Source organism: Coleofasciculus sp. G2-EDA-02 (genome assembly GCF_040226375.1).
Classification (GTDB): domain Bacteria; phylum Cyanobacteriota; class Cyanobacteriia; order Cyanobacteriales; family Coleofasciculaceae; genus Coleofasciculus.
The window spans coordinates 18,984-32,962 of the sequence record NZ_JAVKEW010000187.1 but is presented as its reverse complement, the minus strand read 5'-3'; the positions used below and the strand labels follow the sequence as shown (position 1 = coordinate 32,962).

13 protein-coding genes are annotated in these 13,979 nt (G+C 45.2%); 2 read left to right on the top strand and 11 right to left on the bottom strand.

Annotation, left to right across the window (positions count from 1 at the left end):
* From RLO19_RS22295 to RLO19_RS22280, 4 genes are all read right to left on the bottom strand, one after another.
* On the bottom strand, positions 1-224 hold a 224-nt coding region (locus RLO19_RS22295), incomplete at its 3' end, for a hypothetical protein (RefSeq protein WP_446359607.1).
* A gap of 386 nt (positions 225-610) precedes the next feature.
* Positions 611-1,690 (bottom strand): MraY family glycosyltransferase, encoded by a 1,080-nt coding sequence (locus tag RLO19_RS22290; protein ID WP_446359608.1) that lies wholly within the window; start codon positions 1,688-1,690, stop codon positions 611-613.
* A gap of 362 nt (positions 1,691-2,052) precedes the next feature.
* Positions 2,053-2,316 (bottom strand): regulatory protein SipA, encoded by a 264-nt coding sequence (gene sipA / locus RLO19_RS22285; RefSeq protein ID WP_446359606.1) that lies wholly within the window; start codon positions 2,314-2,316, stop codon positions 2,053-2,055.
* Between the two features lie 198 nt (positions 2,317-2,514).
* Positions 2,515-3,537: a sirohydrochlorin chelatase gene (locus RLO19_RS22280; protein ID WP_446359605.1), complete on the bottom strand. Its 1,023-nt coding sequence runs from the start codon at positions 3,535-3,537 to the stop codon at positions 2,515-2,517.
* Positions 3,538-4,085: 548 nt separating this feature from the next.
* On the opposite strand from RLO19_RS22280, the gene RLO19_RS22275 reads away from it, so the two are divergent.
* The gene (locus tag RLO19_RS22275) at positions 4,086-4,913 is read left to right on the top strand and encodes a Uma2 family endonuclease (protein WP_446359604.1); all 828 of its coding nucleotides are present in this window, start codon (positions 4,086-4,088) and stop codon (positions 4,911-4,913) included.
* A 276-nt stretch (positions 4,914-5,189) separates the two neighbouring features.
* Here RLO19_RS22275 and RLO19_RS22270 read toward each other — a convergent pair whose 3' ends face one another.
* From RLO19_RS22270 to RLO19_RS22245, 6 genes are all read right to left on the bottom strand, one after another.
* Positions 5,190-5,780 carry a PEP-CTERM sorting domain-containing protein gene (locus RLO19_RS22270; RefSeq protein ID WP_446359603.1) on the bottom strand — a complete coding sequence of 197 codons (591 nt, stop codon included), beginning with the start codon at positions 5,778-5,780 and terminating at the stop codon, positions 5,190-5,192.
* A 732-nt stretch (positions 5,781-6,512) separates the two neighbouring features.
* The gene (gene iscB, locus RLO19_RS22265; RefSeq protein ID WP_446359602.1) at positions 6,513-7,847 is read right to left on the bottom strand and encodes an RNA-guided endonuclease IscB; all 1,335 of its coding nucleotides are present in this window, start codon (positions 7,845-7,847) and stop codon (positions 6,513-6,515) included.
* Positions 7,848-8,540: 693 nt separating this feature from the next.
* Positions 8,541-9,287 carry an HpsJ-like protein, cyanoexosortase A-associated gene (gene hpsJ-A, locus RLO19_RS22260; RefSeq protein WP_446359601.1) on the bottom strand — a complete coding sequence of 249 codons (747 nt, stop codon included), beginning with the start codon at positions 9,285-9,287 and terminating at the stop codon, positions 8,541-8,543.
* Positions 9,288-9,356: 69 nt separating this feature from the next.
* Positions 9,357-9,641: a hypothetical protein gene (locus RLO19_RS22255; protein WP_446359600.1), complete on the bottom strand. Its 285-nt coding sequence runs from the start codon at positions 9,639-9,641 to the stop codon at positions 9,357-9,359.
* A complete protein-coding gene (gene crtA, locus RLO19_RS22250) occupies positions 9,641-10,531 on the bottom strand; it encodes a cyanoexosortase A (protein WP_446359599.1) in 891 nt (296 codons plus the stop codon). Before crtA ends, RLO19_RS22255 begins: the two co-directional genes overlap by 1 nt.
* Before the next feature lie 35 nt (positions 10,532-10,566).
* Entirely contained in the window at positions 10,567-11,106 is a 540-nt protein-coding gene (locus tag RLO19_RS22245; protein WP_446359598.1) for a DUF4114 domain-containing protein, read from the bottom strand.
* Between the two features lie 72 nt (positions 11,107-11,178).
* Between RLO19_RS22245 and RLO19_RS22240 the strand changes: the two genes are divergently transcribed.
* A complete protein-coding gene (locus RLO19_RS22240; RefSeq protein ID WP_446359597.1) occupies positions 11,179-11,688 on the top strand; it encodes a DUF4149 domain-containing protein in 510 nt (169 codons plus the stop codon).
* A 177-nt stretch (positions 11,689-11,865) separates the two neighbouring features.
* Here RLO19_RS22240 and RLO19_RS22235 read toward each other — a convergent pair whose 3' ends face one another.
* A complete protein-coding gene (locus tag RLO19_RS22235; RefSeq protein ID WP_446359596.1) occupies positions 11,866-13,758 on the bottom strand; it encodes a tetratricopeptide repeat protein in 1,893 nt (630 codons plus the stop codon).
* Positions 13,759-13,979 lie beyond the last annotated feature (221 nt).

Here is a 13,979-nt window from a genome sequence, read left to right as displayed (position 1 = left end):
AAAATCAAAACTGCCTCACTGTGCGGCTTTCCGCGATTTTTGAGCCGCCCTACATGGGTACAATCACTGAAACCTTGATGTAGCGTGGGTTTCAACCGATCTCTTGTCATATTGAAAAAATAGCGCGATCGCGCTATTTTTGCAAGTGCTACATGGGTACGATTTTTGAGGGCTTGAGCGCTCAAACCATTACGGTATAAGGCTTGACGCTGGGCGCAGTACATCTGTATGGGGGGAACTTCAGTTTAAATTACGTATTCTTTGTTCTCTATCCCCTATTCCTGTTCTCTTTGATCAAATCATGATCGGCAGTTTGAATACCCAACAGCTTAGTGAATGACTGTGAGAATTTTCTCCTATCTTTGGGTTGAATTAGTTAAGTTAATTTCCTGACCTTTAGGTGGATGATCAGATGAGAACACCAGTAAGCGTGCCAGTTCAGTAATATCATTGCTTCCAATAGCCTGCTAAATCTCGAACAAGCTTTCCCTGCTCCCCCAACCAAGGCGGGTGCAGTTAGGGATTATCCCCAAAACATTATCGGTAAAACCCATCCCGGAGAGAACAGTCAAAGAGAACGTATGGGAAATGCAGTGAAGGTCTAGTCCAGTCATTTCGTCCGTAGTCTTTGCCAAAGGGTAAAGGCCAGAAGAAAAACTATACTACCACTAGTAACAACAATCACCGTTGATGTCATACCTTGGAGTTTCATCGCTAGTCCGTTGGATACCAACGTAACACCCCAAAGGGTCAAAGCAGCATGACGTTGGGAAAAACCCCAAGCCAGTAAGCGGTGATGTAGGTGATCTTTACCCGGAGTTTTCAGGGGGTTTTTTCCTGCTAGGAGTCGTCGGACAAATACCTGAGTTGTATCCAGTACAGGCAATAATAAAAAGAAAGCAGGCGGCACCAGAGCAAATACCGTCGTCACTTTTAGGTTACCTAAAATACTAGTTGCAGCTAGTACATAGCCAAAAAAGTAAGCACCCGCATCTCCCATAATGATCCGTGAGGGATGAAAGTTGTGCCGCAAAAATCCTAGTGCTGCACCTCCCAACGCGGCTAAAAGTAAAGTGGCGGCTGCTCTAGTTTCAAACTGCGCCGAAACTGCCAACAAACTCATGGCTGTGATAAAACTGATCCCACCCGCTAAACCATCCATTCCATCCATTAAATTAATGGCATTGGTAATTCCTACCACCCACAACCAAGTCAACACAATTGAGAATATCGGATCAATGGGAGTCCCAAATGGGGTCTCGATACGGATATCGCTGGCAATCAGCAATAGTGCGGTAAGCGTTTGACTAAAGAGGCGCACATAAGGGGGTAGACCAAATTGGTCATCAATAAAGCCCACCAAGACTAAGATGGAACCACCGAGTAAAATCGTCAGCACTTGGGCTAAGACGCCTTCAATTACAATCGGTCTTAATAGAGTAGCCAGGACTAGCGCCGCCACGACTCCCGCGTAAATTGCCAATCCACCAGCATTAGGTAGGGGTTCTTGGTTGAGTCGTCGAGCATTAGGTTGGTCAGCCCAACCCACTTGCAGGGCAAACGCGCGTACTGCTGGAATCAAACACCACGTTACCCCCCAAGCTAACCCGAAGGTGAATATAACTGCTAACCAGCCACTGCCATTAGGGTTGGCAATGCCGAGAGACTCTAGGAAGCTGTACAAATCTATCTCCCATTTTACGCTCAGACTGCCAATTATTATTAATCTCAACTTTACCGGAATCAATTCGTCAAAGCGCTACAGCGATTTTGGAGATTGGCTCCAGTATTCAGTAGTAGTACTTACTGAAAACCATTCTATCGATCCGGATTGCTGAGGCATAGTCATCATCAGGGCAGTTGGGTTAACATGGTACGCTCAACTCATCGTAACGGCAAGGAATAATATTGTTTTGCTGTAATGTTGCCACAAATGATGCACAATGACAGCCTGTTTTCCATCCGATCATCTCAATTTTTCCCCACACTCGACACTCTACACCCGACACTCTGCTGACTATTCCAGTAACTTATTTGTTTTATTTGAGCGGGTTATTCTGGAGAAGATGAGGACGGATGGGGATCACCATTGTGATGACTCTCTACTGCCTCAATGTATTGACTATCCATTAAAAATGCGCCCTTAGAAAAGCGAATTCCCCAAAATCCGCCTGGACGTCTATCCAGAATCACGCCTTCTTCGCCAATACGAACCACATCAGGGGGTCGCAGCATGGGCATGGGTTCTGCTGTTTTAACATAGCGGGGTAGAGCAATTAGACGAACGCGATCGCCTACTTTAAATTCTTTGGACATATTACTCGGTAGTGTTGACGCTCCTCGCACTTTTAGGGCGAGGATTCTTGATCCTTGTATAGGGACGACCCGCTTGTACAAATCAACAACTGTATCCCTTCAATTGGCAAGGGGTCGCCCTTTCCTCAACCGATGCTGTCAGAAAATGACTGATCATGAATCATTAGCAATAACTAATGACTAATGATTCATGACAAACTAAGGAACTTGCCAAATGCGCTGATGGTAAGCTTCGGGATCAGCGTAAGGATCAGGGGGATGTTCCGAGTGATTGTGGTTGTGGTGGTGGTGATGATGGTCATGAGTGTGATCATGATCATGAGTGTGACCGGTACTATCCCCCAGCGCCGCTAACCGGAACTTACACAGTTCACAATTCATTTTCACCTGTCCCAGTTGCGTTTCGATTTCTCGTTCCCGCAATACTGAAAGCAGTTCAGGTTGAATACCCATTTCCGGTAAACAGGTCATAGTAATGTCCGGATATTGCTCTTGCTGCTGCGCCGTGATATCAAATATCTTTTTCACCAGCACCCCAGTAAATAGGAAGTAAGGCAGAACGATAATCCGCTTAGGCAGGAAAAGTCGAGCGCGATGGAAGCCTTCCTCTAAACGGGGATGAGTAATCCCAATAAAGCAGATTTCAACCGTTTTGTAGCCACTGCCTTCCCAGAGCAGACGCGCTAATTTATAGACATCACTATTGGCATCGGGATCACTAGAACCGCGACCGACGATGAGTAAAACAGTGTCGCTTCTGTTAATTGAGGAAACCGTTGAACTATCCCCTGATGGTTGATCCAATTTAGCCAGTCGCCGGTGCCATAATTCTAGAATTGCCGGGGTAATGCCAAAATGACGCCCATAATGGAATTGGATTTGGGGATGTCTGGCTTTAGCGCGGTCTAACTCATTGGTGACATCAAATTTATTATGTCGTGCGGCAAACAGCAAAATCGGCAGGACAGAGAATTCTGTATACCCTTGTGCCACACATTGGTCTACGCCTTCCTGAATACTGGGAGTGGTTAATTCCAGAAAACAAGGTACAACTGGGCGAGAGGAGTCTAACCCTTGATAGGCGTGGGCAAAGTCCAAAAACCCCTGACGCCCGTCCATATCTCGGCTACCGTGACCAATCATTAACAGGGGGCGGTTAAGGGGGAGTGGGGGTAAGGAGAGTGAATCTGGAGTGAAATGAGTAAGTTCTACAGTCGGCATTAAAATTAAGCTCCCTTCCCGTGCGAGGCGGGAATATAGAGTGGATAAGCAACAGCTAGGTATTCTGGCTTAGGTGGAATGTCACCTGGGTTGCTAGTTGCGATGTGAGCGCCATAAACACTCAAGCACCGACGACAAACCCTGAAAGAGTGTGCCATTTCATCCTTGACAGTTGCCGCACAGCCCCGGATTTACACCGGAGTTTCCCCAAGCGGTTGCCATTTATTTGTGCTTTGATATCTTATCCGATCCGATGACGAGTCAAAATCCAGGGTAGGGGGTTTTTCTCGGCTAACCTGAACTGAGATCTGGCAGTAGTACACTGGCAAGCTTAAAGTTGTGGGTAAAATTTTTTTGAATCGCTACTCTCATAAGGCTTCCTTGAAAATACTTGACCACCGTTTTAACCTTGCCAGTGTAGTAGGGTGGGCAATGCCCACCCTACCTTATCTATCTAATCGATTTGCAGTAGCAGAATTTGAGACAGTATTCCAGCGTTCTAGGCTAACCTAACACTATTATTACAGCCAGCTCAAGGAAATTCCCTCATGTCAACCTCTACAACTGGAGACATACAATCAACTCCTATATCGGCTGTGGACGGGGAAACCCCTGTACCACCAACAAACTTGATTTTTGATGATAGAGAACCTTTGGAAACCAACCGTCACCGCATCGCAATGAATGCCTTAATCCGGTCAATGCTAGTAGCAATGGCTAATCGCCGTGACTATTTTGTCGGTGGCAATATGTTTATATACTACAGTAGCCAGCAGATTCGCAATCGAGATTTTAGAGAACCAGATTTCTTTGTGGTTTTGAATGTGGATGGTGAGCGAGAACGCCAAGGCTGGGTTGTTTGGGAAGAAAATGGTCGCTATCCTGATGTAATTATCGAACTTATGTCACCGTCTACCGCTGCGATGGACACAGGTGTGAAAAAAGATATCTATGAGCAAACTTTTCGCACTCCTGATTATTATGTGTTTAATCCGTTTGAGCCAGATTCTTTGCAGGGTTGGCGCTTAGATTTAGAGCGAGGCTATCAGGCGTTGAATCCTAACCTTCATGGGTGGCTGTGGTGTCAGCGCCTCGCTTTATGGTTGGGAACTTGGGAGGGAGCTATTGAGGATAAACCAGGAATATGGCTACGATTTTATGACCAACAGGGTAATTTAGTGCTTTTACCTGAAGAAGCGGCTTTTCGAGAAGGCGCGTTGCAGCAGTTGTTGCGTTTACTTGCGGTTCGATTTGGTCAGATTCCGGTTGAGGTAGAGACAATGTTAAGAAGACAGGATATTCATCAATTGGAACGTTTAGTGGAAGTGGTTCTAGATGTGGAGTCCTTGGAGCAATTCGTCAACCAGTTATCTTAATTGGTGTATCAATGTATGCTTAGAGAGTAGATTATTTGTAGTGGACTGACACAGCTAAAATTGTGGAATAGATCTTACCATTGAATCGGGCGCACGCCATGCGCCCCTACGGTTTCCGGGCTCCCATTCTAATTCACTAAATAAGCTGTGCCACGCCACTACGAGACTGATGACAAATGACAAATGACAAATGACAAAAAAATAACTCCTTCTGACTCTACAGAAGGAGTTTACTGGGCTTCTACGTAAACTCGGAAGGAATTATTTGAGACTCAATTAAGCCTTGTTGTTCTTTTTGGACTGTTGGCGCTTGAGCAAGCCGCCGATTCCTAGAGCAGTAGCGGAACCTAGGATGGTGAGGGGTTCGGGAACAGCTTCAGGATCAGTAACGGGTTTGGGTGCTTGATACACTGTGAAGTGAGATAAATCAGGACCGGGACGACTGTTCGGTCTTACCAGACCATTAGTATTCCATGACCCACTAGTCGCACCATCAAGTAAATAGCTACTGAAGGACTGAGAACCCTTGAGAACAACCATTATATTAGATGTGTTGAAATCAATGCCTGTAAGACTCCAGCCTCCTGATGTACCGCCACCAGTAACTGTCAAACCATCATCAACGCCACTATCACTATCTACTTTAAATAGTTCTGACCATGCATCGACACCAAATAGACCACCTAGGTCTTGATTAGCATCATTACCAGCAAAAGTACCTTCACAAGCTACAGAGCCACTTAGGTCTGAAGTGCTACATGGATTTGCTAAACGTGTTAAGGCGGCTTGAGCAGGAGAGAAAGCTGAGGATGCAACGGCGATTCCAGCAGCGGCTAAAACAGAGGGAACAAGAGAAGAGAATTTCATGTCAGTACTCCTTAGGACTAGATAACTCAATTGCTGAAGCGTTTGGACTGATTTGCTTCGGCGTGTTTGCTTTGCTATATTCACACTATAAGAGACTTCACTTGGGTGTTGGGTAAAGTAGCAATAAAGAATCAGTGGAATTGTGTAAACTTTCTATGAAGATTAATCATCATAAGGCTAGATACCTTATGGGGTAAGGATTTGAGAGCTTGATCAAAGTATCGGGATTCATGCGCTCTTGAGGAAAAATAAGCAAAAACAAGACCCCCAGCCTGGTTTTTTTGACGCAGGAAGACTATTGGGGGTCAAGCTTTTTGTGATATTGGCTTGGCTACGTTAATTCTTTGAGTTATTGTAGGTTGGGTTGAACGAAGTGAAACCCAACTGATTATTGTTAGGTTTCATAACTAAACCAAACCAACCTCCTTAATTGCACAATAAAGCCAAAGGCAGAATACACAGGTTGGAATGCTTTTTTATATAACTTATGACGTATGAATAAGGACGGGTTTTGTTGCTCAGTTATTAGTGACAAGCTAGCTTGATTTCCTAAAGGGAGTCCCTAAAATAGGCTTATATATAATTGATTACTTTTAGACATGGCGACGGCTACGCCAGTAGCAGCTAAAACCAAGGGAACAAAAGCAGCACGTTTCATGTCAGTGCTGTTTAGCCGGATCTCGCAGAATCCTACGTCTTGTATTCTTTGAATCAAGCGTAGATGAATGCTAGTCAGGATGTAAGTTGTTCACAAATTCCTTTTCTCCATAAATAGGGTTGGATTTTTCTGACATCAGCCGTTAAGTTTTTATCAGCATACAAGGCTACTCTAGTTCCTCGATTTTGCATTCCTCGTACTCGATAAACGTTTCCGTCGAATATCACCAAATCATTTTGTTGGTATAGGTATCTTGATTTTCTGATTGAACGCCTACCTATACTTACTATTTGTCCTCGATAGGCTCTCAGGTTTTCATCATTCAAATTTTTGTTTCGAGTACGCCTACCTGAAAACAGTGTTGAGCCTGTAGCTTTTTTACCTGTTCGGATATCAAGGTATTTGGCATCATAAAACTGTTCGAGAGAACGTCTATTTCTTCGTGTTTGCTCTAAATTAAGAGGTTGACATCGCACCTGAGTTGTACCACCTGCAATCACAAAAGCATCATTGTTATGAGTTTTGGGTAATCCAAGACTTTCTCTATCGGCTTCAGTAATGTAACCGTAAGTCTCTGAAGCCCCTAACGTCTCAATTAGTTTTCGATAAACTATTGTCATAAACGTTTCCGCTTTAAATGACTTGAGTTTTGGTTCCCATCCAAACAAGAATTTACCCTTTTTGTGATTAGCTGGTGTATGACACTTCGAGCAAAGTGCAAGCAAGTTGGCTGGCTTGTTACTTCGATCATGTGGCAACTTCCAAAACCCTAAATGATGAACCTGCAAAATTTTCTGTTTTGACTTGTTTTTGCAGTTAGGATTTTGGCACTTGTAACCATCACGATGGCGGACATAAGAGGAAACATTTTTCCATGCATACTGTTCGCCTTGTTGATACTGTGACCCTTGAATCTCAGAGTCTTTAATTCTCTGAATGTCAAACTTGGCTGTCTCAACAGCAACTCTAGTTACAGGAAGCCTTGATTTAATCCTCTTAACCAGCTTGATATGACTATCAAATTTATGCTGAATACTAGGAGCAAGCCAGTTATCTTTACGTTTGCGGTTATCAAATCTTGGTTTCCGATGTCGTAAACGATTACGTCTAGTTCTACGGTATTTTCGACGCTCTGTTATTCGCTCAGACATTCCTTCTAAAAGCTTAAATTCACCTCCAATTACTTCTTCTTTTTCAGTTACAGCACTGTAACCGACAGTTTGATAACCTGAATCAATACCTAAAGTCACAGGCTGTGTGTAACCTCTACAAGCGTAAAGAAGCTGAATGGTAAAAGGTCTACGAGCATAAACTTTTGCTCTGCCTTCTTCTAGCAACTTTCTCGCTTTACGAGGCGTTGTCGGCATTAATGGTCTACTATCTTTGTTAACTACTAGCACTTTTGTCATTGGTTTGAACTAGATGAAGTTCATCTCTTGCGAGTGGTTCACTTCGCCAATGTTATGAAGGGTTTATTGTTCTAGACACTCTTCCTACCCATCAGAACTGTTTAATCTAGAACCGTAGAGTTCAAGGCTAGTGAAGCACCTTGAAGTACCTATATATTCCTTCATAACGTAGCTATTCCTAGCCGAGGCTAATCAACAAGAGCGCTTTTACACGCCCCGCTTCTATCCGTTAAGGATGAAGCGTGGGTTGTTGACGACTAGTAAACTCAATTCAATACTAGATAGTTGCTAGATGTGAGCAAAACCCTAAATCGCTTGCCATATCTGGCTTGAGCTTCATTGAATTCGCTCTATCGTTAAATATAAAGTAACCTTCGATACATGTCTATAAAGCTTCGATGAAGATATCCGGAAAATTAACCCTTAATGTTTAAAGTTTTGATGAAGATACCAGAGATTTCTGTAGAAATCCGGTAAAAATGGCTACATTATTCCGGCTGAACACCACATGTTATAAGGAATTAAGGCTATTTTAGTCTGCTCAAAGAGGCAGAGCCTCCCTAAACACATTCCCAGGCAGAGCCTGGGAACGAGTCTGATGAGTCTACGGCTGTGCCTGGAAATGAGGCGATGAGGTTAATCTGTGCATAGGCTGTCAGAGTAGGATATATCGTGTCCCGATAACAGCTTCTATCAATCGCTACGTCTCGCCCAGCCGGTTAAGCGCCAGATACTGATAAACAACGCTGCAGAAACCAAAGCACCTAGATTCCACTTCACCGAATTCTCTAATAACCGTAAAAACTGAGACTTCTTCTGGGATTGAGCTTGCTCCTGCAGTTGAGTTTCCCCTTGTTCCAGAAATGTCGAAAGTTGCTGCTTCACCTCAGCTAACTGCTGAGTATTTTGAATCTGTGGTGTGCGCCCTTGACTATCCAATTGACTAATCAGAAGCTGCATCTGTTCTACCGTCGTCGCTTGTCCTATGGCTTCTCTTACCTGTTGAATCTGCGCCTGTCGCTGTTCAACCTGCTGAGTAATTTGCTCCGTGTTCCGCGCTTCGAGTCGGATTGTGTTCACAACACCCAAGGGAACCAGTAAAAAGAACAAAATCCCCACTAGCAACGCCAACCAGGACAAAATACTCAGAATTAGAGGTTCAAAGCGGGTGCGTTGATCCCGTTCTCCTAAAAACACCAGCGCCAATCCCAGCAAGGGTACGGGTACCCGTTCCACCAATTGCCCAAGCGTCTGAAATTCCCAAGCGGGATTCATAAAAAGGGGAGGTACAAATATCTCTACGACATCGAAGAATGCCAAAATCAATAAACCATAGCCTATCCACCGCGCTACTCCAATGGATTTGGATAAACCGGCGCTAAACTTCCACAGTTGGTCGATAGCTGGAACAAATTTATCTTTTTCTTCTGATTGCGTCATGGTTTTAATTATCGGTCTTATGTCTTATGTCTTATGTCATTTGGCTAGCCGACTCATGACATAAGACGTTCAATAGATTATCTCTTTTTCCCTACCTCTGGAAATCAATTCTCTTTCTTTATGAGTGGTACGAATGTATGTAGAGACGTGCCATGGCGCGTCTTGCCATGGCGTGTCTGTGCCATGGCGCGTCTCTACCGATGGCGGCAATGACGACTCAACCTTGGGAAGCCTAGCCGCTGACTTTCCTTGCCCTTTCTCAGCTAGAGTTGCCAGAATGACTTTCAGCAACACGACGAGAACGGCACCAAAAATCAGCGCTAACACAAAAACCCGCACCTGTTTCCAGGACATTATGCCTCCTCAGTCTCCGGAGAAGTTGCATCCTCCATCCGCAGCAGCAACCAGTAAAACACGCCGAAAACCATCACGGAAATCATCCCGAAAACTAGAGATCCGTCGCCTTCATGCCAGTATTTAAACGCTTCCATATTTTGGGCATTTGCCAGCACCGCCATCAAAGCCACCCGGAAGCTATTAACGACAAATCCGACAATCAACGCCATGATTGGCACAAAATACTGCTTGCGCCCAGCGATGGGAAACATGATCAGACAAATCACGGATAGTCCCAGCACATAGGTCATCGCTTCCATGCCGGAACAGCCATGATACACCTTAACACCACCATCAGGCAGATTAATAAAGACTTTATCGTACAGATAGACCTGAAAGCCCATATACCAAAGCATGAACGCCGAAAATTTAGCCGTGATCGGCGAAATATCAGGTATAAATGAGGCAATTGTAGCCGGTCCACCGAGAAAAAACAGGATGGTTATTTCTTGCCAGTATTGTTTTAATCCTTTAAACCCAGAGGCAAGTAAACCGACACCAACGGCAGAAATAAACGGTAGCAGGCGCAGTAAGGGTGCCAGCCTTTGCACATTTTCATTGGTTAGCCTCAACCCACTGATGCTGGCGCTGTACGACAGGACAAAGGCAATAACTAGCGCCCCAGCGATGCTAGGGAGGACTCCACTTTCCAGGTTTAACTCATGGCGTTTGCCCCACAGCAGGGAACCGACAGCTAGCCAAAACAAAACGCTCATGCCGAGTTGGGCTTCGTCTCCGGCTTTCCAACTGAGTGTCATGTAAATGGCAACTAAGCCAGCGGTTATGGCAAGAAGCCAGTAGGGGGGGATTTTTAATCGTTGCAGGGGTGTGAGGGAGGTTGCTTTCATAGGGATTTTTGGGTAGAAACGATTAGAGATAAAGATTAACCAAACTGAATGCCGATCATTACATCATTAAAGTCGATATCATTATCGTTTGTCAGGTCTTCCCAGGCAAATTCATTCGGGGACAGTCGCCAGAAATTATCTCTCCCATTGGGGTTAGCGGCAATTATTGAGAAAAAGGCTAAGGGGGAATTCCCCAGTAAGTTGTCGGGATTTTCCCGTAAAAACTGTTCCGTTGTGCCATTTGGGATCAAATACCATCCCAAAGCGCGATCGCTCTCGACATTCAGTGTCCTTTGTCCATTCCCCGTCTCTCCCGGTGAAACGATAACCTGGAGATTCGGCTGAGAAAGGGCAGCCGCTGCATATCCTGGATCACCAGGGAATAAATTTCCGATTCGTCCATTGGGGTGATCAAACAAAAATAAACCCAGTTCATGATTGATCAGACTATCTTGTGCCATCCCGTTTAAAATCAGGGGTCTGATTTCCTCCAAATCCCCTGGTACCGTCCAATCCCCGTTACTCACATTAATGACAACTTTAAAAAACGCAACATTATCGCCAGTGCTTCGCAAGAATATTTTACATTTTTTTGCTCTGATCTTGGTTAAGCTGAAAATAACAGAGGAATTCAAGGGAAAAAAATTATGAATGCTGTTTTTGGGACTAGCGCTAAGCGACCCACCTGGCAAACGATTGCTCTGTTTGTCTTGGGTCTGTGGTTAAGTAGTAGCTTCATTCTAGATTTTGTGATCATGCCCACACTGGGAACGGCTGGTATGTTGAACGACGCTAGTTTTGCCAGTGCTGGTTATTCGATTTTCTGGATATTTAATCGTATCGAGTTACTCTGTGCCGCTTTAGTGTTAACTAGCATCTTGGCATTGCGTGGCACATCTAATCTATATCATCATGTCAGACGCTGGTCGATCTTATTATCTGGGCTTCTGTTAGCAATTGCTCTCATTAATACCTACATCATGACGCCCCAGATGAGCGCTCTAGCGATGCAATTGAATCTGTTTGAGCCAGCAACGGGTATGACAAGTGGAATGGTTCAGATGCATGAAGGCTATTGGTTTTTAGAGGCGATTAAGTTAATTGTCGGTGCGACTGTATTGGCTTGGTGTTATCATGATTCGCGAGAAATCGCTTAACAGGTTTTACTGTTGAACCGAAATTTGTAAGGGCGCGACACCGGAATTTGTAGGGGTACGACACCGGAATTAGTAGGGGCACGACATGTCGTGCCCCTACTGGTGTGGTACAGCTAAAATTGTGGAATAAATTTGACCATTGAATGGGGCGCAAGCCTTGCGCCCCTACTACCGATATTATTCGACGTTTGACAATTGACAACGTTGAACGGCTCCAGGGGACTCTCCCCGAATTCGACGGATAGCAACTTCCAATTCACTTAAATTTTCTTGCAAACTGCAATATTGAACTTGTAGAGTCTGTAATGTCTCAGCTTCCACTGTCTTGCGCTCTTCTAACTGACGCACTTCAGTTCGAGCCGTCGCTATTCTTTGTTCCGTGGTTTGGATTTCCCCTTGCAGTGTACTTAGGCGTTGTTGTGCGGTGCGGAGTTCGCGGCGAGACACTTCGAGGCGTTCTTGATCGGTTTCGATTTCGCCGCGTACCGCTACCAGTTGGGCTTCTAGGGTTTGCCGTTCACTCTGTAGGGACTCAACTCTGGCTTGAGCTGTGGTAACTTCTTCTCGCACTGCAACTAACCGTTGTTGTGATTGGCGCACAGAGGCTTGGGAGGATTCCAGGCGTTCTTGAGATGTTTCAATTTCCTCCTGTATCGCCACCAGTCTCGCCTCTCGACTTTGGCGTTCACTCTGTAGGGATGTCAGTTGGGCTTGAGCGCTGGTAATCTCCTGTCGCACTGCAACTAACTGTTGTTGAGATTGTCGCACAGACGCTTGGGAGGCTTCGAGGCGTTCTTGAGCGGTTTCGATTTCGCCACGTACCGCTACCAGTTGGGCTTCTAGGGTTTGCCGTTCACTCTGTAGGGATGTCAGTTGGGCTTGGGCGCTGGTAATCTCCTGTCGCACTTCAACTAACCGTTGTTGAGATTGTCGCACCGCCGCTTGAGAGGATTGGAGTTGGGCTTGGGCGGTGTCAATTTCTTCTCGAATGGCGATTAACTGTTGTCGAGATTCCCGGATTTGGACTTGGAAGGATTGGAGTTGAGTTTGGGCGGTTTGAATTTCTTCGCCCAGGGCGACTAATCGCTGTTGTGATTGACTGACTTGAGATTGAGAGGATTCAAATTGGGCGGTTAGGGTTTGGCGTTCATTCTGCAATGTCTCTAATCGGGCTTCGGCGGTGCGAATTTCGGTTTGCAGCGCTACAAGTCGCTGTTGGGCGCCACGAACTTCGGTGGTAGATTCGCCAGAGGTGGTAAGAATAGAGAGTAAGGTGGTTACTTCCAAATCTGTGCCGTTAAAACTCGCCGCCCGTTCTAAAGACGCGATCGCTTGGTCGAAACGTTCTAATTGATACAGCGCCAATCCCCGCCGTTTCCAGGCGAGGGCGTTTCGCGGTTCAAGTTCTAAGGCTTTGTCAACACTGGCTACAGCGTCTTGATACCGTTCGAGTTGATAGAGTGCGGCGGCGCGATCTACCCAAACTGACGCCATCTGCTCATTCGTTTGCAAGAGTTGATCATAGATGGAGAGCGCCTGATTATACTGTTGTAACTCAGATGAGAGCACTTGGGCAATTTGCTTGGGGATGACGGTGGTGATTAAGGTTTGTTCATACTCCGATTCAGCGTTTAAGGTTAAGGCTTGTTGCCATGTTGTCACCGCCGCCTGGTAGCGTTGGAGTTCGTATAAGGCTTGTCCTTTCTGATACTGAGCTAAAAGATAATTGGGTTGAAGTCGAATCGCTTCATCGTAGGATGCGATCGCGCTTTCGTACTGTCCCCAACTACTGAATATCTCACCGCGCCAGTACCACGCTAAGAACGCTTCTGGCTGAATTTGCACGATCCGCTCTAGGATCGCGATCGCCTCACGATATTTACCCACACCCCGTAACTGGCTCACCTGTTGCCACAATTGATCCAGCAATTGCGCTTGTGCGATCGGCATTGTGGTGGGAGTGCGATCGAACTTTAGAGGTTCAATTGGTGTTTGCACCGTCGCACTGGCGATTCCACCAGTTATCAATGTAGCTAAGGCTACGCCTATCTGAACTGGGATTTTTGACATACTGACTCCTCAGACCTGAATGTACCATCAACAAGAATAACTCTGTTGATAGTTTAAATTAATGTATAACTTTATCAAGTTCTTTGTTTATATACTACTTTGGATTAATAAATCCGTAATATCTTAGCATAAGTTTAGGAATTAGTTATCCATAAAGACAGGGTAGACTGTTTTTTTACGACAAAATCATTGGTTCCTATTGACAGGCGGACTAAATTTTC

What these genes read in the sequence shown, in the direction of transcription:
- RLO19_RS22240 (WP_446359597.1), top strand. Translation starts at nt 11,179, where the DNA reads ATGAATGCTGTTTTTGGGACTAGCGCTAAGCGACCCACCTGGCAAACG.
- crtA (WP_446359599.1), bottom strand. Translation starts at nt 10,531, where the DNA reads ATGAAAGCAACCTCCCTCACACCCCTGCAACGATTAAAAATCCCCCCC.
- RLO19_RS22235 (WP_446359596.1), bottom strand. Translation starts at nt 13,758, where the DNA reads ATGTCAAAAATCCCAGTTCAGATAGGCGTAGCCTTAGCTACATTGATA.
- RLO19_RS22280 (WP_446359605.1), bottom strand. Translation starts at nt 3,537, where the DNA reads ATGCCGACTGTAGAACTTACTCATTTCACTCCAGATTCACTCTCCTTA.
- hpsJ-A (WP_446359601.1), bottom strand. Translation starts at nt 9,287, where the DNA reads ATGACGCAATCAGAAGAAAAAGATAAATTTGTTCCAGCTATCGACCAA.
- RLO19_RS22255 (WP_446359600.1), bottom strand. Translation starts at nt 9,641, where the DNA reads ATGTCCTGGAAACAGGTGCGGGTTTTTGTGTTAGCGCTGATTTTTGGT.
- iscB (WP_446359602.1), bottom strand. Translation starts at nt 7,847, where the DNA reads ATGACAAAAGTGCTAGTAGTTAACAAAGATAGTAGACCATTAATGCCG.
- sipA (WP_446359606.1), bottom strand. Translation starts at nt 2,316, where the DNA reads ATGTCCAAAGAATTTAAAGTAGGCGATCGCGTTCGTCTAATTGCTCTA.
- RLO19_RS22275 (WP_446359604.1), top strand. Translation starts at nt 4,086, where the DNA reads ATGTCAACCTCTACAACTGGAGACATACAATCAACTCCTATATCGGCT.
- RLO19_RS22270 (WP_446359603.1), bottom strand. Translation starts at nt 5,780, where the DNA reads ATGAAATTCTCTTCTCTTGTTCCCTCTGTTTTAGCCGCTGCTGGAATC.